Annotated in this window: 29 protein-coding genes and 1 tRNA gene; 6 read left to right on the forward strand and 24 right to left on the reverse strand. The window is 64.7% G+C overall.

Annotated features, from left to right (window positions below):
• The first annotated feature begins 7 nt into the window (after positions 1–7).
• Positions 8–580 (forward strand): HAD family hydrolase, encoded by a 573-nt coding sequence (locus PHR85_RS00815; RefSeq protein WP_300049306.1) that lies wholly within the window; start codon positions 8–10, stop codon positions 578–580.
• Positions 577–1,200 carry an LPS export ABC transporter periplasmic protein LptC gene (lptC, locus tag PHR85_RS00820; RefSeq protein WP_300049308.1) on the forward strand — a complete coding sequence of 208 codons (624 nt, stop codon included), beginning with the start codon at positions 577–579 and terminating at the stop codon, positions 1,198–1,200. Before PHR85_RS00815 ends, lptC begins: the two co-directional genes overlap by 4 nt.
• Before the next feature lie 103 nt (positions 1,201–1,303).
• Here the strand turns inward: lptC and PHR85_RS00825 are convergent, their stop codons facing one another.
• Positions 1,304–1,741: an RNA-binding protein gene (locus PHR85_RS00825; protein WP_300049310.1), complete on the reverse strand. Its 438-nt coding sequence runs from the start codon at positions 1,739–1,741 to the stop codon at positions 1,304–1,306.
• Between the two features lie 268 nt (positions 1,742–2,009).
• A complete protein-coding gene (locus tag PHR85_RS00830) occupies positions 2,010–2,831 on the reverse strand; it encodes a formate/nitrite transporter family protein (protein ID WP_300049313.1) in 822 nt (273 codons plus the stop codon).
• Positions 2,832–3,028: 197 nt separating this feature from the next.
• Here PHR85_RS00830 and PHR85_RS00835 point away from each other — a divergent pair, with 197 nt between their 5' ends.
• The 3 genes from PHR85_RS00835 (at position 3,029) to ilvD (ending at position 6,786) form a co-directional block, all read left to right on the forward strand.
• A complete protein-coding gene (locus PHR85_RS00835) occupies positions 3,029–4,225 on the forward strand; it encodes a homoserine O-acetyltransferase (RefSeq protein ID WP_300049578.1) in 1,197 nt (398 codons plus the stop codon).
• The gene (metW, locus tag PHR85_RS00840) at positions 4,222–4,806 is read left to right on the forward strand and encodes a methionine biosynthesis protein MetW (RefSeq protein WP_300049315.1); all 585 of its coding nucleotides are present in this window, start codon (positions 4,222–4,224) and stop codon (positions 4,804–4,806) included. The genes PHR85_RS00835 and metW overlap by 4 nt, the downstream gene beginning before the upstream one ends.
• 120 nt (positions 4,807–4,926) lie before the next feature.
• Positions 4,927–6,786 carry a dihydroxy-acid dehydratase gene (gene ilvD, locus PHR85_RS00845; protein ID WP_300049317.1) on the forward strand — a complete coding sequence of 620 codons (1,860 nt, stop codon included), beginning with the start codon at positions 4,927–4,929 and terminating at the stop codon, positions 6,784–6,786.
• 24 nt (positions 6,787–6,810) lie between these two features.
• On the opposite strand, the gene PHR85_RS00850 is transcribed toward ilvD, so the two are convergent.
• From PHR85_RS00850 to rplN, 20 genes are all read right to left on the reverse strand, one after another.
• On the reverse strand, positions 6,811–7,602 hold the full coding sequence (locus PHR85_RS00850; protein WP_300049319.1) for an enoyl-CoA hydratase/isomerase family protein: 792 nt from the start codon (positions 7,600–7,602) through the stop codon (positions 6,811–6,813).
• A gap of 127 nt (positions 7,603–7,729) precedes the next feature.
• Positions 7,730–7,806: transfer RNA gene (locus tag PHR85_RS00855), tRNA-Met, on the reverse strand.
• A gap of 24 nt (positions 7,807–7,830) precedes the next feature.
• A complete protein-coding gene (rplQ, locus tag PHR85_RS00860) occupies positions 7,831–8,220 on the reverse strand; it encodes a 50S ribosomal protein L17 (protein ID WP_300049321.1) in 390 nt (129 codons plus the stop codon).
• Between the two features lie 71 nt (positions 8,221–8,291).
• Complete coding sequence (gene rpoA / locus PHR85_RS00865) at positions 8,292–9,278, reverse strand: DNA-directed RNA polymerase subunit alpha (protein WP_300049323.1); 987 nt, start codon at positions 9,276–9,278, stop codon at positions 8,292–8,294.
• A 108-nt stretch (positions 9,279–9,386) separates the two neighbouring features.
• Positions 9,387–10,010: a 30S ribosomal protein S4 gene (gene rpsD, locus PHR85_RS00870; protein ID WP_300049325.1), complete on the reverse strand. Its 624-nt coding sequence runs from the start codon at positions 10,008–10,010 to the stop codon at positions 9,387–9,389.
• A 167-nt stretch (positions 10,011–10,177) separates the two neighbouring features.
• Positions 10,178–10,579, reverse strand: coding sequence for a 30S ribosomal protein S11 (gene rpsK, locus PHR85_RS00875; RefSeq protein ID WP_300049327.1), 402 nt, complete (start codon positions 10,577–10,579; stop codon positions 10,178–10,180).
• A gap of 19 nt (positions 10,580–10,598) precedes the next feature.
• Positions 10,599–10,964: a 30S ribosomal protein S13 gene (gene rpsM, locus PHR85_RS00880; protein WP_300049329.1), complete on the reverse strand. Its 366-nt coding sequence runs from the start codon at positions 10,962–10,964 to the stop codon at positions 10,599–10,601.
• An 18-nt stretch (positions 10,965–10,982) separates the two neighbouring features.
• On the reverse strand, positions 10,983–11,096 hold the full coding sequence (gene rpmJ, locus PHR85_RS00885) for a 50S ribosomal protein L36 (RefSeq protein WP_072242940.1): 114 nt from the start codon (positions 11,094–11,096) through the stop codon (positions 10,983–10,985).
• A 30-nt stretch (positions 11,097–11,126) separates the two neighbouring features.
• Entirely contained in the window at positions 11,127–11,345 is a 219-nt protein-coding gene (infA, locus tag PHR85_RS00890; protein WP_300049334.1) for a translation initiation factor IF-1, read from the reverse strand.
• 2 nt (positions 11,346–11,347) lie between these two features.
• The gene (gene secY / locus PHR85_RS00895; protein WP_300049336.1) at positions 11,348–12,667 is read right to left on the reverse strand and encodes a preprotein translocase subunit SecY; all 1,320 of its coding nucleotides are present in this window, start codon (positions 12,665–12,667) and stop codon (positions 11,348–11,350) included.
• A 23-nt stretch (positions 12,668–12,690) separates the two neighbouring features.
• Complete coding sequence (rplO, locus tag PHR85_RS00900) at positions 12,691–13,122, reverse strand: 50S ribosomal protein L15 (protein ID WP_300049338.1); 432 nt, start codon at positions 13,120–13,122, stop codon at positions 12,691–12,693.
• A gap of 13 nt (positions 13,123–13,135) precedes the next feature.
• Complete coding sequence (rpmD, locus tag PHR85_RS00905) at positions 13,136–13,318, reverse strand: 50S ribosomal protein L30 (RefSeq protein WP_300049340.1); 183 nt, start codon at positions 13,316–13,318, stop codon at positions 13,136–13,138.
• Between the two features lie 11 nt (positions 13,319–13,329).
• Positions 13,330–13,845 carry a 30S ribosomal protein S5 gene (rpsE, locus tag PHR85_RS00910; RefSeq protein ID WP_300049342.1) on the reverse strand — a complete coding sequence of 172 codons (516 nt, stop codon included), beginning with the start codon at positions 13,843–13,845 and terminating at the stop codon, positions 13,330–13,332.
• A 14-nt stretch (positions 13,846–13,859) separates the two neighbouring features.
• On the reverse strand, positions 13,860–14,225 hold the full coding sequence (gene rplR, locus PHR85_RS00915) for a 50S ribosomal protein L18 (RefSeq protein WP_300049344.1): 366 nt from the start codon (positions 14,223–14,225) through the stop codon (positions 13,860–13,862).
• 11 nt (positions 14,226–14,236) lie between these two features.
• Positions 14,237–14,770 carry a 50S ribosomal protein L6 gene (gene rplF, locus PHR85_RS00920; protein WP_300049346.1) on the reverse strand — a complete coding sequence of 178 codons (534 nt, stop codon included), beginning with the start codon at positions 14,768–14,770 and terminating at the stop codon, positions 14,237–14,239.
• Positions 14,771–14,793: 23 nt separating this feature from the next.
• Complete coding sequence (gene rpsH / locus PHR85_RS00925; protein WP_300049348.1) at positions 14,794–15,189, reverse strand: 30S ribosomal protein S8; 396 nt, start codon at positions 15,187–15,189, stop codon at positions 14,794–14,796.
• Between the two features lie 19 nt (positions 15,190–15,208).
• Positions 15,209–15,514 (reverse strand): 30S ribosomal protein S14, encoded by a 306-nt coding sequence (gene rpsN / locus PHR85_RS00930; protein WP_105728737.1) that lies wholly within the window; start codon positions 15,512–15,514, stop codon positions 15,209–15,211.
• Positions 15,515–15,522: 8 nt separating this feature from the next.
• The gene (rplE, locus tag PHR85_RS00935; protein WP_105728902.1) at positions 15,523–16,062 is read right to left on the reverse strand and encodes a 50S ribosomal protein L5; all 540 of its coding nucleotides are present in this window, start codon (positions 16,060–16,062) and stop codon (positions 15,523–15,525) included.
• A gap of 2 nt (positions 16,063–16,064) precedes the next feature.
• Positions 16,065–16,385, reverse strand: coding sequence for a 50S ribosomal protein L24 (gene rplX / locus PHR85_RS00940; protein WP_300049352.1), 321 nt, complete (start codon positions 16,383–16,385; stop codon positions 16,065–16,067).
• 11 nt (positions 16,386–16,396) lie between these two features.
• Positions 16,397–16,765 (reverse strand): 50S ribosomal protein L14, encoded by a 369-nt coding sequence (rplN, locus tag PHR85_RS00945; protein WP_105728735.1) that lies wholly within the window; start codon positions 16,763–16,765, stop codon positions 16,397–16,399.
• Between the two features lie 278 nt (positions 16,766–17,043).
• On the opposite strand from rplN, the gene proC reads away from it, so the two are divergent.
• Positions 17,044–17,880 (forward strand): pyrroline-5-carboxylate reductase, encoded by an 837-nt coding sequence (gene proC / locus PHR85_RS00950; protein WP_300049355.1) that lies wholly within the window; start codon positions 17,044–17,046, stop codon positions 17,878–17,880.
• 22 nt (positions 17,881–17,902) lie between these two features.
• Here the strand turns inward: proC and PHR85_RS00955 are convergent, their stop codons facing one another.
• Both PHR85_RS00955 and PHR85_RS00960 read right to left on the reverse strand, forming a co-directional pair.
• Entirely contained in the window at positions 17,903–18,844 is a 942-nt protein-coding gene (locus PHR85_RS00955; RefSeq protein ID WP_300049357.1) for a UbiA family prenyltransferase, read from the reverse strand.
• Positions 18,841–19,812 (reverse strand): hydrogen peroxide-inducible genes activator, encoded by a 972-nt coding sequence (locus PHR85_RS00960; protein WP_300049359.1) that lies wholly within the window; start codon positions 19,810–19,812, stop codon positions 18,841–18,843. Before PHR85_RS00960 ends, PHR85_RS00955 begins: the two co-directional genes overlap by 4 nt.
• Position 19,813 lies beyond the last annotated feature (1 nt).

The following is a 19,813-nucleotide window of genomic DNA, read 5'->3' on the forward strand; positions in this document are numbered from 1 at the left end:
TTCTGCCATGAATCCACCTGCCGCCCTGCCCCCCCTGAAACCGGTCCTGCAATTCACGCCTGAGCTGTTGCTGCGCGCGCAAGCGATCAAGGTGGCTTTCTTCGACGTCGACGGCGTGCTGACCGACGGGGGACTCTACTTCACCGAGACCGGCGAGACGATCAAACGCTTCCACACGCTGGACGGCCACGGCATCAAGCTGCTGCAGCGCATCGGCGTGACCCCGGTGGTGGTGAGCGGGCGCGACTCGGCGCCGCTGCGCAAGCGCCTCGCCGCGCTGGGCGTGACGCACTGCCGCTTCGGCACCGAGGACAAGCGACCAGCGGCCGAAAGCATCATGGCCGAGCTCGGCCTCGACTGGAGCCAGGCAGCGGCCATCGGCGACGACTGGCCCGATCTGCCGGTGCTGCGTCGCTGCGCCCTGGCCGTGGCGCCACCAGCGGCCCAGGCCGAGGTGCTGGCGCTGGCGCACCATGTCACGCGCGCGGCCGGCGGACTCGGTGCGGCGCGCGAATTCTGCGACCTGATCCTGATCGCGAGCGGCCGCTACGCCGCTCTGCTCGAAGAGGCGGCCGCATGAAGCTGGCAGGGCCGCTGGCGCCACTGCGACAGGGCTGGGACCGCGCGGCCGTCTACCTGCCAGTGCTGACCATGGGCTTGTTGGCGCTGGGCAGCTACTGGATCCTGCGCAGCACGCCGATGCCACTGGAACCGGCTGCGGCACGCCCGGTAGCGCACGAGCCCGACTACTTCATGCGCGGCTTCTCGGTGCGCAGCCATGGTGCCGACGGCCAGTTGCGCAGCAAACTGTCCGGCACGCAGGTCCGCCACTACCCGGACGACGACACGATAGAAATCGATCAGGTCCATCTGCTCGCCTTCGGCGAGGGCGGGACCTTGACACTGGCCCAGGCCAGGCGCCTGCGCACGGACGACAGCCAGAGCGAATACTGGCTGGAGGGCGAAGTCAGCGTCGAGCGCGGCGGCAGCACCGGCCAGGACGGACGGGCACGGCCCGCCATGCGCTTCAAGGGCGAGCAGTTACGGGTCTACGACGAGAACCAGCGCATCGCTTCCGACCTGCCAGTCGAGCTGACGCAAGGCGGGAATCTCGCCACCGCCGAAACGCTGCGCTATGACGCCAGCACCCGGGTGGCCGAACTGCAGGGACGGGTACGCGCGCGGTTCTCGCCGCGCTGAACCGCCCGGAAAACGACAAACCCCGGAGCCTTGCGGTGCCGGGGTCAGCTCAGACGCACCGAGGTGCGCCGAAATTCAAGGGCGCCTGAGAGCGCCCAGGCGATCAGTAACCGCCGCGGTTGCCGCCGTCGCGGCGACCCGGGTTGCCGTAGGGGCTACGGAAACCGCCTTCGCTACCGCCGCCGAAGCCGCCTTCGCGACGACCGCCGCCGAAGCCGCCTTCGCTGCGACCGCCACCGAAGCCACCTTCGCTACGGCCACCGCCGAAGCCGCCGGTACGGGGCGGACGGGGTTCCATCGGGCGGGCTTCGTTGACCACCAGGCTACGGCCGCCGAGCGACTGACCGTTCATGCCTTCGACAGCAGCTTGAGCTTCCGCGTCGCTGCCCATTTCCACAAAGCCGAAGCCCTTGGAACGGCCAGTGTCGCGCTCCATCATGACCTTGGCGCTGGTCACCAGGCCGAATTCGCCGAATGCCTGTTGCAGATCGTTGTCGCGCACCGTGTAAGGCAGGTTGCCGACGTACAGTTTGTTGCCCATCAAGGGACTCCCGAAAAAAAACACGAAACAAGTAGCGATGGAGCCCCGGTAGCACGACGAAACCGCATGTCTTGGCCGCTGTGGCGCACGAAACTGACCTATCACCAATTACGCCTGCAATAACAGGCGTACCCCATTATGCGTCATTGGGCGGAAAAGGGGGATTTTTTTCACCATGCCGGACACCGAACCCTGATCCGCTGCAGGTTGCGGGGATTCGGGGCCTGACGACCTGTGATTTCGTTGTGACAGAACAACAAGGCAGCGCTCAAGCCTGGGGCGGCTGGCGGCGATAGATCACGTGGTAGCTCAATGCGACCAGCACGCTGCCGCCGAGCAGGTTGCCCACGATGACGGGAATCCAGTTGCCGAGCATGCCGACCCAGGTCACGACCGGCGTGGCCGGCACCGCGCCGGACTGCTGCAGCAGCCAGGCCAGCGGCATGAGGTACATGTTGGCGATGCTGTGCTCGAAGCCGGCCGCGACGAAGGCGCTGACCGGAAACACGATCGCGACCGCCTTGTCGACGACGCTGCGCCCGGCCATCGCCATCCAGACCGCCATGCAGACCAGCAGGTTGCAGAGCACGCCGCGGCACAGGGCCTCCTGCCAGGGCAGCGCCTGCTTGGCCAGCGCGATCCTGAACACCGCCTGCCCGATCGCGCCGCCATTGAGCTGGGCGTGACCGCTCAGGAACACCAGCAGCGCCAGGCCGGCCGCGCCGGCCAGATTGGCCAGACAGACCACGCCCCAGTGGCGCAGCAACTCGGCGCTGCTGATCTGGCCACTGGCCCAGGCCATCGCGAGCAGGTTGTTGCCAGTGAAAAGCTCGGCGCCCGCGACCACGACCAGCAGCAGGCCGAGCGAGAACACCAGGCCACCCAGCCATTGGCCGGCGGCATAACCCAGGGCGGCATCGGACTTGACGATCACGAAGCCCAATGCCCCCAGGCCGATGAAGGCACCGGCGAGCACCCCCAGCAAGGCCAGCGGCAGCAGAGGCAGACGCGCCTTGGCCACCCCCACCGTCTCGACCCGCTGGGCGATCTCGCGCGGCGCATAGGCGTCGAAACCAAAAATCTCGGACATGCGGCCACCTCCCTGCCGCCAGCCCGGCGGACGATCAACTTATACTATGGGAAAGCGCCGATTTGTTTCCAGATTGCGGGCGCGATAGAAATGCCGCTAAAGAGGGGACCCCGGTTTCGCACCCGTCTCTGCTTATCCGACGGTTCGCGGCGCCGGGTTTTTTGTTTCGGGACGCAGGAGTCCCTGGGGTGAAACCAGTGATCGTCACGCCACAAACGATGCGATTCGACCAGCCGCTCACGCTGCAGAGCGGCGCGGTGCTGCCCAGCTACGAGCTGGTCTATGAAACCTACGGCGAGCTCGACGCCGACCGATCCAACGCGGTGCTGATCTGCCACGCGCTCAACGCCTCGCACCATGTGGCGGGACTGAAGGCCGACGCGAACGGCCAGGCCATCCCCCGGAGCGAAGGCTGGTGGGACAACATGATCGGGCCCGGCAAGTCGCTCGATACCAACAAGTTCTTCGTCATCGGCGTCAACAACCTGGGCTCCTGCTTCGGCTCGACCGGCCCGACCCATGCCAACCCGGCCAGCGGCCAGCCCTGGGGCGCCGACTTCCCCGTCGTGACGGTGGAGGACTGGGTCGACGCCCAAGCCCGCCTGATCGAACGGCTCGGCATCCGGCAGCTCGCCGCCGTCATGGGCGGCAGCCTGGGCGGCATGCAGACCTTGAGCTGGACGCTGCAATACCCGGACCGGGTGCGCCATGCGGTCGTGATCGCGAGCGCGCCCAACCTCAACGCCGAGAACATCGCCTTCAACGAGGTCGCCAGGCGCGCCATCATCACCGACCCCGACTTCCACGACGGCCATTACCTGCGCGCCGGCACCATCCCGAGGCGCGGCCTGCGCATCGCGCGCATGATCGGTCACATCACCTACCTGAGCGACGACGTCATGAACGAGAAGTTCGGCCGCGAGCTCAAGCCGCTGGCCAGCGCGCTCGCAGCCGGCGACCCCGATGCCGCCGAACGGCTGGCCTACCAGTACAGCACCCAGGCGATCGAGTTCCAGATCGAGAGCTACCTGCGCTACCAGGGCGACAAGTTCAGCGAATACTTCGACGCCAACACCTACCTGCTGATCACCCGGGCGCTCGACTACTTCGACCCGGCGCGGCTCTACGGTGGCGGCAGCCTGAGCGCGGCGCTGGCGCGCGCGCGGGCCAGGTTCCTGCTGATCAGCTTCACGACCGACTGGCGCTTCTCGCCGGCGCGCAGCCGCGAGATCGTCAAGGCCCTGATCGACAACCGGCGCGAGGTCAGCTACGCCGAGATCGACGCGCCGCACGGGCACGACGCCTTCCTGCTCGACGACCCGCGCTACCTGGCGGCGGTGCGGGCCTATTTCGAACACACCATCGCCGCCGACGCCCGGGGAGCCGCCGCATGAGCGACCGCCTGATCATGGAATCCATCGCGCGCCTAGTGCCACAGGGCGCGCGCGTGCTCGACCTCGGCTGCGGCGACGGGGCGCTGATGGCCTATCTGCAGGCCGAGCGCGGCTGCAGCGGCTACGGCGTCGAGATCATCGACGCCAAGGTGCTGGCCTGCCTGCAGCGCGGCGTCAACGTGCTGCAGTTCAACCTCGACGAGGGCCTGAGCATGTTTGGCGACCAGAGCTTCGACATCGTGCTGCAGATCGACACGCTGCAGCACCTGCGCAACACCGAGATCATGCTGCGCGAAACGGCACGGGTGGGCAAGAGCGGCATCGTCGCCTTCCCCAACTTCGCGCACTGGCCCAACCGGCTGAGCGTCCTCAAGGGACGCATGCCGGTCACCAGCCGCCTGCCCTACCAGTGGTACGACACGCCCAATATCCGGGTCGGCACCTACGCCGACTTCGAGTTGCTGGCGCGCCGCAACGGTCTGCGCATCGATGACAGCTTCGGCCTGGACGAAGGGCGCGAGGTGCGCTGGCAACCCAACCTGCGCGCCAGCACCGCCGTCTTCAAGCTCAGCCGGGGCTGAGCACGCGACAGAAACCCGGCTGCCACTGCGGTCTTGTCCCGTGGCATGCCCCGCTCGGCGACAATCGAAAATTGAATCCGGCCCTAGCGGCCCATCCCAAAAAGCAACCAGGACATCGTCATGCCCGCATACCGTTCCAAGACCTCCACCGCCGGCCGCAACATGGCGGGCGCGCGCTCGCTGTGGCGCGCCACCGGCATGAAGGATGAGGATTTCAGCAAGCCGATCATCGCCATCGCCAACAGCTTCACCCAGTTCGTGCCCGGCCATGTCCACCTGAAGGACCTGGGCCAGCTGGTCGCGCGCGAGATCGAGGCCGCCGGCGGCGTCGCCAAGGAATTCAACACCATCGCGGTCGATGACGGCATCGCGATGGGCCACGACGGCATGCTGTATTCGCTGCCGAGCCGCGACATCATCGCCGACTCGGTCGAGTACATGGTCAACGCGCATTGCGCCGACGCGCTGGTCTGCATCTCGAACTGCGACAAGATCACCCCCGGCATGCTGATGGCCGCGATGCGCCTGAACATCCCGGTCGTGTTCGTCTCGGGCGGCCCGATGGAAGCCGGCAAGGTGCGCCTGGCCAACCCGACCACCCACGCCATCGAGTTCAAGAAGCTCGACCTGGTGGACGCGATGGTGATGGCCGTGGACGACAAGGTCAGCGACGCCGACCTGGCCGAGGTCGAACGCTCGGCCTGCCCGACCTGCGGCAGCTGCTCGGGCATGTTCACCGCCAACTCGATGAACTGCCTGACCGAGGCGCTGGGCTTGTCGCTGCCGGGCAACGGCACCGTGGTGGCCACCCACGCCGACCGCGAAGCCTTGTTCAAGCAGGCCGGCCGCACCATCGTCGAGCTGTGCCGCCGCCATTACGAGCAGGACGACATGAGCGTGCTGCCGCGCGCGATCGGCCTGAAGGCGTTCGAGAACGCGATCACGCTCGACATCGCGATGGGCGGCTCGACCAACACCATCCTGCACCTGCTGGCGATTGCCCAGGAAGCCGAGATCGACTTCACGATGAAGGACATCGACCGCCTGTCGCGCATCGTGCCGCAGCTGTGCAAGGTCGCGCCCAACACCAACAAGTACCACATCGAGGACGTGCACCGCGCCGGCGGCATCATGGCCATCCTGGGCGAACTCGACCGCGCCGGCAAGCTGCACACCGACGTGCCGACCATCCACGCCAGGACCATGAAGGACGCGCTGGACCAGTGGGACATCGCGCGCCACCCGTCCGAGGCGGTCAAGACCTTCTACCTGGCCGGCCCGGCCGGCATTCCGACCCAGGTCGCCTTCAGCCAGGCCACCCGCTGGCCCAGCCTGGACCTGGACCGCGCCGAGGGCTGCATCCGCTCGGCCGAGCATGCCTTCTCCCAGGAAGGCGGCCTGGCGGTGCTGCACGGCAACATCGCGCTGGACGGCTGCGTGGTCAAGACCGCTGGCGTGGACGAGTCGATCCTGGTGTTCGAAGGCTCGGCCTTCGTGACCGAATCGCAGGACGAGGCCGTGGCCGAGATCCTGGCCGACAACGTCAAGGCCGGCGATATCGTGATCGTGCGCTACGAAGGCCCCAAGGGCGGCCCGGGCATGCAGGAGATGCTGTACCCGACCAGCTACATCAAGTCCAAGGGCCTGGGCAAGGCCTGCGCGCTGCTGACCGATGGCCGCTTCTCGGGCGGCACATCGGGCCTGTCGATCGGCCACTGCTCGCCCGAGGCGGCGGCTGGCGGCGCGATCGGTCTGGTGCGCAACGGCGACCGCATCCGCATCGACATCCCGAACCGCAGCATCGACGTGCTGGTCTCGGACGCGGAACTGGCCAAGCGCCGCGCCGAGCAGGACGCGCTGGGCTGGAAGCCGGCCAAACCGCGCCCGCGCAAGGTCTCGGCCGCGCTCAAGGCCTACGCCCTGCTTGCCACCAGCGCTGACAAGGGCGCGGTGCGCGACCTGTCGCTGCTCGGCGACTGATCGCTACTCCGTCCAAGGCGGCGCTCAACGGCCGGTGAAAACCGGCCGGCGTCGCTCGGCGAAGGCACGCCGCCCTTCGGCAAAATCCGCGCTGCGCGTGCTGGCATGCTCGCGCTCGCGCAGCAGCACGGGATCGTGGCGGCCCGCCGCGATCTCGTTGAGCGAGCGTTTGATGTTTTCGGCCGCCAGGGGCGCCAGCGACAACACATCCCGCACCAGCAATTGCAATTCGGCCTCGAAAGTTTCAGGACTCGCCAGCGCCTCCAGGCAGCCGGTCTGCCAGAGTTGCTCCGTGCTGAACGGACGCGCGGTCAGGAAGGCGCGCTTGGCCGCCGCCAGGCCCAGGCGCTCGACATAGCGCAGCAGCCCGCTCGGGTAGAAATGCAGGCCCAGCGCCGTGGCCGGCATGCGGAACTCCACCCCCTGCAGCGCGATCCTGAGGTCGCAGGCCAGGAACAGGTCGGTGGCGCCGCCGTACAGGCTGCCGTTCAAGGCACAGATCGTGACCGGACGCAGCGCGGCCAGCGCGTCGGGCACGTGCTCGAAGGCGCTTGAGGCCTGCGCATCCTGCTCAAAGCCACTGATGTCGTAGCCGGCACAGAACACGGGCCGGGGCTGATCCGTGGTGTTGGCACGCAGCACCAGCACACGGACCGACTCGTCGGCGTCCACGCGGGCGAAATGCGCCAACAGGGTTTTGAGATCAGCGTCCTCCAGCCGGTTGCGGTGCGCCGGCCGGTTCAGCAGGATCGTGGCCACGCCGTCCTGGACGGTCAGCAGCGGCGTGGAAGGTTCGGAGTGGATCGGGTGGCTCATGCCGGCATTTTCTCCCACGGCACTGAACGCTATCTTGCAGCGGCCCGGGTTGATGCCGAGTTGGCGCCCGGAAAACAAAAAAGCCTGCATGAAGCAGGCTTTTTTGACCTAGTTGAACTGGAAATTCTGGTTGCGCGGGCAAGATTTGAACTTGCGACCTTTGGGTTATGAGCCCAACGAGCTACCAGGCTGCTCCACCGCGCGTCAAGAATTGAATTCTAGCACGAATTATTCGGCTGCCGGAACTTCAGCGGAAGTATCTGCGCGGTCAACCAGTTCGATCAGAGCCATCGGGGCGTTGTCGCCGACGCGGAAGCCCATCTTCAGGATGCGGGTGTAGCCGCCCGGACGGGTAGCCGAGCGCGGGCCCAGGTCGTTGAACAGCTTGGTGACGACGTCGCGGTCACGCAGGCGGTCGAAAGCCAGGCGGCGGTTGGCGACCGAGTCGACCTTGGCCAGGGTGATCATGCGCTCGACGACGCGACGCAGTTCCTTGGCTTTCGGGACGGTGGTCTTGATGGCCTCGTGCGTCAGCAGCGAGTTCATCATGTTGCGCAGCATGGCCTGGCGGTGGGCGCTGGTGCGGTTGAGTTTACGAAGTCCGTTTCCGTGACGCATGGTAGTTTCCTTTTGAGTATTTACCTACGGCCGTATCAGGTACCGCAGGGGGTCAGGGGCAGAAAAAGGGATCAGTGCTTTTCCAGGCCGGCGGGCGGCCAGTTTTCCAGCTTCATGCCCAGCGTCAAGCCGCGCGAAGCCAGCACTTCCTTGATTTCGTTGAGCGACTTGCGACCCAGGTTCGGGGTCTTGAGCAGCTCGTTCTCGGTGCGCTGGATCAGGTCACCGATGTAGTAGATGTTCTCGGCCTTCAGGCAGTTGGCCGAACGCACGGTCAGCTCAAGCTCGTCGACCGGACGCAGCAGCACCGGATCGAACTGCTGGGCACCCGTTCCCTTGGTGGCACCGGCCTCGAAGGCGTCGGCGCCTTCCAGCTGCGCGAACACGGCAAGCTGTTCGACCAGGATCTTGGCGGCGGCACGCACGGCCTCTTCCGGACCGACGGCACCGTTGGTTTCGATCTCCAGCACCAGCTTGTCGAGGTCGGTACGCTGCTCGACGCGAGCGTTCTCGACCGCGTAGCTGACGCGCTTGATCGGGGAGAAGGAAGCGTCCAGCAGGATGCGACCGATGGCTCGGGTCGAATCGTCACCACGGCGCACGTTGCCCGGCACATAGCCGCGGCCCTTCTCGACCTTGATCTGCATGTCGAGCTTGGCGCCAGCCGACAGCGTGGCGATGTGGTGCTCGGGATTCAGGATCTCGACATCATGCGGAGTCTGAATGTCCGCCGCCGTGACGAGGCCGGCACCGTCCTTGCGCAGGCTCAGCGTGACTTCATCGCGACCGTGCAGCTTGAACACCACGCCCTTGAGGTTGAGCAGGATGTTGACGACATCTTCCTGGACGCCGTCGATCGAGGAATACTCGTGCACCACACCCGCGATCGTCACTTCCGTCGGAGCGTGGCCCACCATGGAGGACAGCAGCACGCGGCGCAGGGCGTTGCCCAGCGTGTGGCCGTAACCGCGCTCAAAGGGCTCGAGCACGACCTTGGCCTTGTTGGCCGTCAGTTGCTCGACGTTGATGTTCTTGGGTTTGAGCAGATTATTCAGCATTCGGACTTCCTTCAATACCCTCGGCTCGTTACGCCGATAAGGCCGATGGAGCACAAATCCCGGAAACCGCAGCTGAGCGGAATCCGGGCACTAGGGAGAATTTCTCGATTAACGCGAGTACAGTTCGACGATCAGCGATTCGTTGATGTCGGAACCGAATTCGTCGCGGTCAGGCGACTTCTTGAACACGCCTTCTGCCTTGTCGGCAGCGACTTCGACCCAGGCGGGGAAGCCGATTTGCTTGGCGAGTTCCAGCGCCTCGATGATGCGAGCCTGCTTCTTCGACTTTTCGCGCACGGCCACGACGTCACCGGCCTTGACCGAGTACGACGGGATGTTGACGCTCTGGCCGTTCACCTGGATCGCCTTGTGCGACACCAGCTGGCGCGCTTCGGAACGGGTGGAGGCAAAGCCCATGCGGAAGACGACGTTGTCCAGGCGGGATTCCAGCAGCGACAGCAGGGTCGCGCCGGTGTTGCCACGGCGACGGTCGGCTTCGGCGAAGTAGCGGCGGAACTGGCGCTCGAGCACGCCGTAGATGCGCTTGACCTTCTGCTTTTCGCGCAGCTGCAGGCCGAAGTCGGAGGTGCGCTGACCCGAGGTACGGCCATGCTGGCCCGGCTTGGTTTCGAACTTCGACTTGTCGCTGATCGAGCGGCGGGCGCTCTTGAGCAGCAGGTCGGTGCCTTCACGGCGGGAAAGTTTGGCCTTGGGGCCGATATAACGTGCCACGTTGATTTCCTTGATTGTCTGCCGCAAGTTGGCACTTGCGGGAGCCGCCCGATGCGTTAGCTTTCGGCGGCGGTGGTCTTAACGACAAACACCACCGCAGCGCTGCTGCGGTGGTGACCAAAACAAAAGCTTTGGATTATAGCGGTTTCGCGCTGATCGGCAAGCGATCAGATGCGACGACGCTTTTGCGGACGGCAGCCGTTGTGCGGCACCGGGGTCACATCGGAGATCGAGCTGATCTTGATGCCCAGGGCGCCCAGGGCGCGCACCGAGGATTCGCGACCAGGGCCGGGACCCTTGATCTCGACATCCAGGTTCTTGATGCCCTGTTCGATGGCGGCACGACCCGCCACCTCGGAAGCCACCTGGGCGGCGAAGGGCGTCGACTTGCGCGAACCCTTGAAGCCCTGACCACCCGACGAAGCCCAGGACAGGGCATTGCCCTGACGGTCCGTGATGGTGATGATGGTGTTGTTGAACGAGGCGTGGACGTGCGCGATGCCGTCGGCAATGTTCTTGCGAACCTTCTTGCGAACGCGGGCGGCGGCGCTGGATTGTTGCTTAGCCATGGTGATCCTTCAATCCGGTTTATTTCTTCAGCGACTGGGCTGCCTTGCGCGGGCCCTTGCGGGTACGAGCATTGGTCTTGGTGCGCTGACCGCGGACCGGCAGGCCGCGGCGATGACGGAAACCGCGGTAGCACCCGATGTCCATCAAACGCTTGATGTTCATCGTGGTTTCGCGGCGCAGGTCGCCTTCGATCGTGTAGGAGTTGACCACGTCACGAACTTTTTCAAGTTCGGCGTCGGACAGATCCTTGATCTTCTTGTTGTAGTCGATGCCACAAGCTTCGCAGATCTGGCGCGCACGGGTGCGGCCGATACCGAAGATGGAAGTCAGGCCGATTTCGGCGTGCTTGTGAGGCGGAATGTTGATACCAGCAATACGTGCCATGGTGGTCCCTTAAACCTATCAGCCTTGACGCTGCTTGTGTCGCGGGTCGGTGCAAATAACGCGCACGACGCCATGGCGACGGATGATCTTACAGTTGCGGCACATTTTCTTGACCGAAGCCGAAACTCTCATGTCATTCTCCTGAAGAAATCTCAAAACTCTTTACTTGGCGCGGAACACGATCCGGGCACGCGAGAGGTCATAGGGCGTCAATTCGACCTTGACCTTGTCACCAGGCAGGATGCGGATGTAGTGCATGCGCATCTTGCCCGAAATGTGGCCCAAGACCACGTGCCCGTTTTCCAGCTTTACCCGGAACGTGGCGTTGGGGAGGTTTTCTACCACCTCGCCCTGCATCTCAATCACATCGTCCTTGGCCATTGTCAGACACCTGGCGCGGCCTTGAAGTTGGCTTTCTTTAACAAGGATTCGTACTGCTGGGACATCAGGTAGTTCTGTACCTGGGCCATGAAGTCCATGGTCACCACCACGATGATCAGCAACGAAGTGCCACCGAAGTAGAACGGAACGTTGTACTTCAGGATCAGGAACTCCGGCAGCAGACAGACCAGCGTGATGTAGATCGCGCCAGCCAGCGTCAAGCGCACCAGCACCTTGTCGATATGCCTTGCGGTCTGGTCACCCGGACGGATGCCCGGAATGAACGCACCGCTCTTCTTCAGGTTGTCTGCGGTCTCCCGGCTGTTGAATACCAGCGCGGTGTAGAAGAAGCAGAAGAACACGATGGCCGCGGCGTAGAGCGCCACGTAGATCGGCTGTCCTGGCGACAGTGCCGAAGCAATGTCGCGCAACCAGCGCGTACCGTCACCGGTGCTGACCCAGCTCACCACGGTGGTGGGCAGCAGGATGATGGACGAAGCGAAGATCGGGGGGATCACGCCCGCCATGTTCAGCTTGAGCGGCAGGTGCGACGATTGGCCGCCATACACCTTGTTGCCCACCTGACGGCGTGCGTAGTTCACCAGGATCTTGCGCTGTCCGCGCTCGACGAAGACCACGAAATAGGTCACGAGGACCACCAGGGCGACGATGAAGATCGCCGCCAGGGGAGCCATCGCGCCGGTGCGGACCAGTTCGAACAGGCCGCCGACCGCATTGGGCAAGCCCGCTGCGATACCGGCAAAGATGAGGATCGAGATACCGTTGCCCAGGCCACGCTCGGTGATTTGCTCACCCAGCCACATCAGGAACATCGTTCCAGCCACCAGGGTCACGACCGTGGTCAGGCGGAAGCCGAAACCAGGGTCGATCACCAGGCCTTGCGTGCCTTCCAGCGCCATGGCGATGCCAAGCGACTGGAAGATGGCAAGACCCACGGTGCCGATGCGGGTGTACTGCGTGATTTTTCGCTTGCCAGCCTCGCCTTCCTTCTTCATCTGCTCGAATGCGGGCAGGATGTAGCCCATGAGCTGCATGACGATGGAAGCCGAGATGTAGGGCATGATCCCCAACGCGAACACGGTGAAGCGCGACAGCGCCCCGCCCGAGAACATGTTGAACAGGTTCAGGATGCCGCCCTGCTGGCCCTTGAAGAGCTGGGCCAGCTGGTCGGGGTTGATGCCCGGCACCGGGATATGAGCCCCGATGCGGTACACGACCAAGGCCAGCAGCAAGAAAACGAGCCGGCGACGGAGGTCACCGAACTTGCCTGTCTTCGCGAGGGTTGCAGCGTTAGTGGCCACGAGCAATTCCGGTTAAAGCCCGATCAGGCCAGCGAGCCGCCAGCGGCTTCGATGGCTGCCTTGGCGCCAGCGGTCGCGCCGACGTTAGTCAGCTTGACAGCCAGAGTCAGTTCGCCGGTCTTGACGACCTTGACCTTCTTGGCCAGTTCCGACACGAGGCCGGCGGCTTTGAGAGCCAGCAGATCGACTTCTGCGGCGCCCAGCGCTTGCAGGTCGGACAGGGTCACTTCGGCGTTGTACTTCAGAGTCTGGGACTTGAAGCCACGCTTGGGCAGACGGCGTTGCAAAGGCATTTGACCGCCTTCGAAACCGACCTTGTGGTAGCCGCCCGAACGCGACTTTTGGCCTTTGTGGCCACGGCCAGCGGTCTTGCCGAGACCGGAGCCAATGCCACGGCCCACGCGACGCTTGGCGTGCTTGGCACCGGAAGCGGGCTTGAGAGTGTTGAGTTCCATGTCTTGACTCCGATCAGATCACTTTGATCAGATAACTGATCTTGTTGATCATGCCGCGCACTGCGGGGGTATCCTGCAGTTCGCTGACGCTGTTGAGTTTGCGCAGGCCCAAGCCGCGCACGGTGGCGCGATGGTCCTCTTTGCAGCCGATGGGGCTGCGAACCAGTTGAACCTTGATGGTGTTATTGGCAGTCATGTTCTCTCCCATCAGCCCACGATCTCTTCGACCGACTTGCCGCGCTTGGCAGCGATGTCAGCCGGAGTGGTCGAATTCTTCAGGGCGTCCAGAGTGGCGCGAACCAGGTTGTAGGGGTTGCTCGAGCCATGGCTCTTGGCCACGACGTCGGTGATGCCCAGGACCTCGAAGACGGCGCGCATCGGGCCGCCGGCGATGATGCCGGTACCCTTGGCGGCCGGCAGCATCATGACGCGGGCGGCGCCGTGGTGACCGTGCACCGCGTGGTGCAGGGTACCGTTGCGCAGCGAAACCTTGATCATGTTGCGGCGGGCTTCGTCCATGCCCTTGGTCACGGCGGCCGGCACTTCGCGGGACTTGCCCTTGCCCATACCGACGCGGCCATCACCGTCACCCACCACGGTCAGTGCGGCGAAAGCCATGATGCGACCGCCCTTGACCACTTTGGTCACGCGGTTGACCGCGATCATCTTTTCGCGCAAGCCGTCGTCAGCTTCGCTCTTCACGTTAGCTTGAAATTTAGCCATTTGCGTATCCCCAATCAGAATTGCAGGCCGGCTTCACGCGCGGCGTCTGCCAGGGCTTTGACACGGCCGTGGTAGGCGAAGCCCGAACGGTCGAAGGCCACTTTTTCGATGCCGGCGGCTTTCGCCTTTTCGGCAATGCGCTTGCCGATCAGTTCGGCCGCGGCCTTGTTGCCGCCCTTGCCTGCAGCACCCAGCTGGGCACGCACTTCCGCTTCGACGGTGGAGGCCGAAGCCAGCACCTTGGAGCCGTCGTCGGAGATGACGTTGGCGTAGATGTGCAGATTGGTGCGGTTCACGGTCAGACGAACGGCGCCTTGCTGTGCAATGCGGATGCGGGTCTGACGGGCACGGCGCAAACGCTGTTCTTTTTTCGTCAACATGTTCGCAGTCCTTATTTCTTCTTGGTCTCTTTGATCACGACCTTTTCATCCGCATAACGGATGCCCTTGCCCTTGTAAGGCTCGGGAGGACGCACGGCACGGACTTCGGAAGCGATCTGGCCAACGCGCTGACGGTCAGCGCCCTTGATCACGACTTCGGTCGGGGTCGGGGTGGCGACCGTGATGCCAGCGGGCATCTCGATGTTCACCGGGTGCGAGAAACCGACGGCCAGGTTGAGCTTGTTGCCCGAGGCGGAGGCCTTGTAGCCCACGCCGATCAGGCTCAGCTTCTTCTCGAAGCCCTTGCTCACGCCATTGACCATGTTGTTCACGAGCTGGCGGATGGTGCCGCTCATGGCGTTGGCTTCGCGCGATTCGTCGACCGGGCTGAACGACAGCTTGCCGTCCACGCTCTCGACCTTGACCAGTGCGTTTTGCGGCAGTTCCAGCGCGCCCAGGGCGCCCTTGACACTGATCGCGTCCGCCTGGACGGACACTTCCACACCTTGCGGAATGGCTACGGCTTGTTTTGCTACACGAGACATTTCAGATACTCCTCAATGCAGCGTTAGGCGACGTAGCACAGCACTTCACCGCCGACACCGGCAGCGCGCGCTTTGCGATCGGTCATCACGCCCTGGGGGGTGGTGACGATGGCGACGCCCAGACCGTTCTGTACGGTGGGGATGTCCTTGGTACCCTTGTAGACACGCAGGCCAGGGCGGCTCACGCGCTCGATGCGCTCGATGACCGGACGGCCAGCGTAGTACTTGAGGGCGATTTCGAGCTGGCTCTTGCCGGCTTCGGTCTTGACTTGGAAACCGTCGATGTAACCTTCGTCCTTCAGCACCTGGGCGATGGCAGTCTTCACCTTGGAAGACGGCATGGCCACGACGGTCTTGGCGACCATCTGTGCGTTGCGGATGCGGGTCAGCATATCGGCGATAGGATCACTCATGCTCATTTGGGGTACTCCTTGCGCCTTACCAGCTGGCCTTGGTCACGCCGGGGATTTCGCCGGCAAAAGCCAGTTCACGAACCTTGGCACGTGCCAGACCGAACTGACGGAAGGTGCCACGGGGACGACCGGTGATTTCGCAACGGTTGTGCTGGCGGGTCGGGTTGGCATTGCGGGGCAGTTTCTGCAGACCCAGGCGGGCTGCATCACGCTCTTCGTCGGAACGCTTGGCGTCACCGGCAATGGCCTTGAACTCGTTGTACTTGTTGGCGAACTTGGCGGCGAGTTTCTCGCGCTTCAGTTCGCGCTGGAGCAAAGCTTGTTTAGCCACAAACCACCTCAGTTCTTGAACGGGAAACGGAAACCAGCCAGCAGTGCCTTGCACTCGGCGTCGGTCTTGGCGGTCGTCGTGATGCTGATGTTCAGACCACGCAGAGCATCCACCTTGTCGTATTCGATTTCGGGGAAGATGATCTGTTCTTTGACGCCAACGTTGTAGTTGCCGCGGCCGTCGAAAGACTTGCCGGAGATACCACGGAAGTCACGCACGCGCGGCAGGGCCACGGTGACGAAACGGTCCAGGAATTCGTACATCTGGGCGCCACGCAGGGTGACCATGCAGCCGATCGGCTGTTGTTCGCGGATCTTGAAACCAGCGATAGCCTTGCGGGCCTTGGTCACGACGGGCTTTTGACCGGCGATCTTGGTCAGGTCGCCGACGGCGTGGTCCATGACTTTCTTGTCGGCAACAGCTTCGGACACACCCATGTTCAGGGTGATCTTGGTGATGCGCGGCACTTCCATGACGGACTTGTAGCCGAACTGCTCTTTCAGAGCCGGTGCGACCTTGTCGCGGTAGATTTCTTGAAAGCGTGCCATGGTCATGCTGCCTTGATTTCTTCGCCGGAAGACTTGAAGACGCGGACTTTCTTGCCGTCTTCAGTCACCTTGACGCCGACGCGATCGGCCTTGCCGGTGGCGGCGTTGAAGATAGCCACGTTGGACTGGTGGATCGGCATGGTCTTGTCGATGATGCCGCCAGCGATACCCTTCATGGGGTTCGGCTTGGCGTGCTTCTTGACCAGGTTGATGCCTTCAACCACCAGACGCTCTTCGTTAGCGCGCTGCACCACGGTGCCACGCTTGCCCTTGTCGCGACCAGCGATGACGATGACTTCGTCGCCTTTACGGATCTTGTTCATGTGTCGATTCCTTACAGGACCTCAGGGGCCAGGGACACGATCTTCATGAACTTTTCGGTACGCAGTTCACGCGTCACGGGGCCGAAGATGCGGGTGCCGATAGGCTCCAGCTTGGCATTGAGCAGAACGGCAGCATTGCCGTCGAACTTCACCTTGGCACCATCGCCGCGGCGGATGCCGGCAGCGGTACGGACGACCACAGCGTTGTAGACCTCGCCTTTTTTGACGCGGCCACGCGGTGCGGCTTCCTTGATGCTCACTTTGATGATGTCGCCCACGCTGGCATAACGGCGCTTGGAGCCGCCCAGCACTTTGATGCACATCACGGACTTGGCGCCCGTGTTGTCTGCAACATCGAGTCGAGATTGCGTTTGGATCATTTGATTTAAGTCCCAACTTGAATCCCAGCGGCCACCACGGCCACAGGCGATCAGTCTTGGGCCCGTCGTTGGCAGCCAGCACACGGTTTGCAACCGCGCTCCGGCCGACTTCGCTGGGCAGATACTTCCCCCACTACGGGCGAAGAGAGCGATTATCCATCACTTTTCAAAATCATGCAAGGGGTTTCAGCGGGAAAATCCGCAGTGGTTTCACGTCCGGCAGACCCTGCGGCCCTCCCCGGTGGAGCCGCCTGCCGCTGGCGGTAAGATCGGCGCCCATGAAGCAAGAGCAGCACTCCATCGCAGCGACCCGCATCGCCTTCATCGGCGGCGGCAACATGGCCAGCGCCATCATCGGCGGGCTGATCCAGCAAGGCCTGGACGGCGACCGGATCACGGTCGTCGAGCCCTTGCCCGAGCAGCGCGCGCGCCTGCAGGCTCAGTTCGGCGTGCGAACCGAAGCGGCCGCCGGCCCGGCGTTGCAGGGCTCCGACCTGGTGGTGTGGGCCGTCAAGCCGCAGGTCTTCAAGCAGGTGGCGCGGGACTGCGCCGCGCAGGTCGCGGGCGCGCTGCACCTGAGCGTGGCCGCCGGCATCCGCAGCGACAGCATCGCGGCCTGGCTGGGCAGCGAGCGCATCGTGCGTGCCATGCCCAACACGCCGGCGCTGGTCGGCCAGGGCATGACGGGGCTTTACGCGCGGGCGGCGGTCGAGGCGGCGGACCGCGCCTTGATCGACGCCGTGATCGGCACCACGGGCCAGTTCCTGTGGGTCAGGCAGGAGGCCGACCTCGACGCGGTGACCGCCCTGTCGGGCTCGGGACCGGCCTATGTGTTCTATTTCCTGGAAGCGATGCGACAGGCCGGCACCGAGATGGGCCTGGACGCCGAGACCGCGACCCGGTTGGCGATCGGCACCTTCGCCGGTGCCGCCAGACTGGCGCGGGACGCGAGCGAGCCACCCGAGGTGCTGCGCGAGCGCGTGACCTCCAAGGGCGGCACGACCTACGCGGCGCTGTGCTCGCTGGAGGACAGCGGCGTCAAGGCCAGCTTCGTCAAGGCACTGCACGCGGCCGGGCAGCGCGCCAAGGAACTCGGCGACGAGTTCGGCGCCTGATCAGCAGCCAGTAGCGCGAGGCTCAGCCCAGCGCCTTGAGCGCGTAGTGACCGGCCACGCCCAGGAACAGGGTCAGGCCGAGCCAGTGGTTGAGGCGAAAGGCCCTGAAGCAGCCCTCGCGCGTGCGGTCACGGATCATGCCGTGATGCCAGGCCACCTGCCCCAGCGCCGCCGCCAGCGCGAGACCGAACACCGGCCCGCCGACCGCCGGCCACAGCAGCCCGCCCCACAGCGCGAGGTGGAGCAGGTAGAAGGCGGTCACGCCCACGACGTCCCAGCGCCCCAGCGTGATGGCCGAGGTCTTCATGCCGATGCGCAGGTCGTCGTCGCGGTCCACCATCGCGTACTCGGTGTCGTAGGCCAGCACCCAGAACAGGTTGCTGACCACCAGGCCCCAGGCCTGCCAGGGCACCGAGGCGGCCAGCTCGCTCCAGGACCAGGCGGAGGCGCCCTGCTCGACCTGCATGGCGGCGAAGGTCATCGGGATGCCGAAGCTGAACGCCACCCCCAGCACCGCCTGCGGCATCGAGACATGGCGCTTGGCGTAGGGGTAGGCAAGCGCCACCGCCAGCGCCGGCACGGACAGCAGGATCGCCGCCGGCGTGGTGGTCAGCACGAGCAGGAAAGCAGCGAAAGCCAGCGCGGCACCGACGGCCAGCGCCTCCCGCACCGACATGCGCCCGCTCGTGATCGGGCGCTGCGCGGTGCGCTTGACATGGCGGTCGAAGTCGCGGTCGGCGACATCGTTGATGCAACAACCCGCGCTGCGCATCAGGATGGTACCGAGCGTGAAGACCAGCAGCAGATGCCAGCCGGGCCAGCCGTCGGCGGCGACCCAGAGCGCCGACAGCGTGGGCCAGAGCAGCAACAGCCAGCCGGCGGGCCGGTTCCAGCGGATCAGATCGAGGTAGAGCGCGAGCTTGGCGCGCCAGGCCGGCAGCGCGGCGGCGTTTGCGTGGTTCATGCGGAGAGTCGTTTGACGCCGGGCAGCTCGCAGGCGTAGATGGCGTTGCGCAGCGCGGCGATGGCCTCGTAGCGGGTGAAGCTGCGCCGCCAGGCCAGCACGACGCGGCGCGTCGGCGGCTCGCCCGCGAAGGGCAGGTAGCGCAGGTAGGAGGCGTCGCCCGGACCCGAGCCGGGCGGCAGGGTCCTGGCGTCGGGGCCGAGCGCCCAACTCGGCACGCTCAGGCGCGGCACCAGCGTGACGCCCATGCCGGCGGCGACCATGTGGCGGATGGTTTCGAGCGAGCTGCCCTCGAAGCTCTTCCTGATGCCTTCGGCGTCGTTGGAGAAGCGGGCGAACTCGGGACAGACCTCCAGCACATGATCACGGAAGCAATGTCCGGCGCCCAGCAGCAGCATGGTCTCCTGCTTGAGCTGCTCGGCCGTGACCTCGTGCTGCCGCGCCAGCGGATGGTTGACCGGCACGACGGCGACGAAGGGCTCATCGTAGAGCGGCGCGATCGCGAGGTTGGTATCGGGAAACGGCTCGGCCAGGATGGCGCAGTCGATCTCGCCCAGGCGCAGCTGCTCCAGCAGCTTGGCGGTCAGGTTCTCCTGCAGCATCAGCGGCATCTGCGGCGTGCGCTGGATCACCTGGCGCACCAGGTCGGGCAGCAGGTAGGGGCCGATGGTGAAGATCACGCCCAGGCGCAGCGGACCGGCGAGCGGGTCCTTGCCGCGCTTGGCGATCTCCTTGATCGAGGCGGCCTGCTCGAGCACGACCTGGGCCTGGCGCACGATCTCCTCGCCCAGCGGCGTGACGGCGACCTCGCTGGCGTTGCGCTCGAACAGCTTGAGTTCGAGTTCTTCCTCCAGCTTCTTGATCGCGACCGACAAGGTCGGCTGCGAGACGTAGCAGGCCTCGGCCGCCTTGCCGAAATGGCGTTCGCGCGCGACGGCGACGATGTATTTGAGTTCGGTCAGCGTCATG

This window comes from Malikia sp. (assembly GCF_028687635.1).
Lineage (GTDB): Bacteria > Pseudomonadota > Gammaproteobacteria > Burkholderiales > Burkholderiaceae_C > Malikia.

Bases quoted from the DNA above. Each gene is read 5' to 3' on its own strand.
- PHR85_RS00815 (WP_300049306.1), top strand. From the start codon at position 8: ATGAATCCACCTGCCGCCCTGCCCCCCCTGAAACCGGTCCTGCAATTC.
- lptC (WP_300049308.1), top strand. From the start codon at position 577: ATGAAGCTGGCAGGGCCGCTGGCGCCACTGCGACAGGGCTGGGACCGC.
- PHR85_RS00825 (WP_300049310.1), bottom strand. From the start codon at position 1,741: ATGGGCAACAAACTGTACGTCGGCAACCTGCCTTACACGGTGCGCGAC.
- PHR85_RS00830 (WP_300049313.1), bottom strand. From the start codon at position 2,831: ATGTCCGAGATTTTTGGTTTCGACGCCTATGCGCCGCGCGAGATCGCC.
- metW (WP_300049315.1), top strand. From the start codon at position 4,222: ATGAGCGACCGCCTGATCATGGAATCCATCGCGCGCCTAGTGCCACAG.
- ilvD (WP_300049317.1), top strand. From the start codon at position 4,927: ATGCCCGCATACCGTTCCAAGACCTCCACCGCCGGCCGCAACATGGCG.
- PHR85_RS00850 (WP_300049319.1), bottom strand. From the start codon at position 7,602: ATGAGCCACCCGATCCACTCCGAACCTTCCACGCCGCTGCTGACCGTC.
- rplQ (WP_300049321.1), bottom strand. From the start codon at position 8,220: ATGCGTCACGGAAACGGACTTCGTAAACTCAACCGCACCAGCGCCCAC.
- rpoA (WP_300049323.1), bottom strand. From the start codon at position 9,278: ATGCTGAATAATCTGCTCAAACCCAAGAACATCAACGTCGAGCAACTG.
- rpsK (WP_300049327.1), bottom strand. From the start codon at position 10,579: ATGGCTAAGCAACAATCCAGCGCCGCCGCCCGCGTTCGCAAGAAGGTT.
- rpsM (WP_300049329.1), bottom strand. From the start codon at position 10,964: ATGGCACGTATTGCTGGTATCAACATTCCGCCTCACAAGCACGCCGAA.
- rpmJ (WP_072242940.1), bottom strand. From the start codon at position 11,096: ATGAGAGTTTCGGCTTCGGTCAAGAAAATGTGCCGCAACTGTAAGATC.
- infA (WP_300049334.1), bottom strand. From the start codon at position 11,345: ATGGCCAAGGACGATGTGATTGAGATGCAGGGCGAGGTGGTAGAAAAC.
- rplO (WP_300049338.1), bottom strand. From the start codon at position 13,122: ATGGAACTCAACACTCTCAAGCCCGCTTCCGGTGCCAAGCACGCCAAG.
- rpmD (WP_300049340.1), bottom strand. From the start codon at position 13,318: ATGACTGCCAATAACACCATCAAGGTTCAACTGGTTCGCAGCCCCATC.
- rpsE (WP_300049342.1), bottom strand. From the start codon at position 13,845: ATGGCTAAATTTCAAGCTAACGTGAAGAGCGAAGCTGACGACGGCTTG.
- rplR (WP_300049344.1), bottom strand. From the start codon at position 14,225: ATGTTGACGAAAAAAGAACAGCGTTTGCGCCGTGCCCGTCAGACCCGC.
- rplF (WP_300049346.1), bottom strand. From the start codon at position 14,770: ATGTCTCGTGTAGCAAAACAAGCCGTAGCCATTCCGCAAGGTGTGGAA.
- rpsH (WP_300049348.1), bottom strand. From the start codon at position 15,189: ATGAGCATGAGTGATCCTATCGCCGATATGCTGACCCGCATCCGCAAC.
- rplE (WP_105728902.1), bottom strand. From the start codon at position 16,062: ATGGCACGCTTTCAAGAAATCTACCGCGACAAGGTCGCACCGGCTCTG.
- rplX (WP_300049352.1), bottom strand. From the start codon at position 16,385: ATGAACAAGATCCGTAAAGGCGACGAAGTCATCGTCATCGCTGGTCGC.
- rplN (WP_105728735.1), bottom strand. From the start codon at position 16,765: ATGATCCAAACGCAATCTCGACTCGATGTTGCAGACAACACGGGCGCC.
- proC (WP_300049355.1), top strand. From the start codon at position 17,044: ATGAAGCAAGAGCAGCACTCCATCGCAGCGACCCGCATCGCCTTCATC.
- PHR85_RS00955 (WP_300049357.1), bottom strand. From the start codon at position 18,844: ATGAACCACGCAAACGCCGCCGCGCTGCCGGCCTGGCGCGCCAAGCTC.
- PHR85_RS00960 (WP_300049359.1), bottom strand. From the start codon at position 19,812: ATGACGCTGACCGAACTCAAATACATCGTCGCCGTCGCGCGCGAACGC.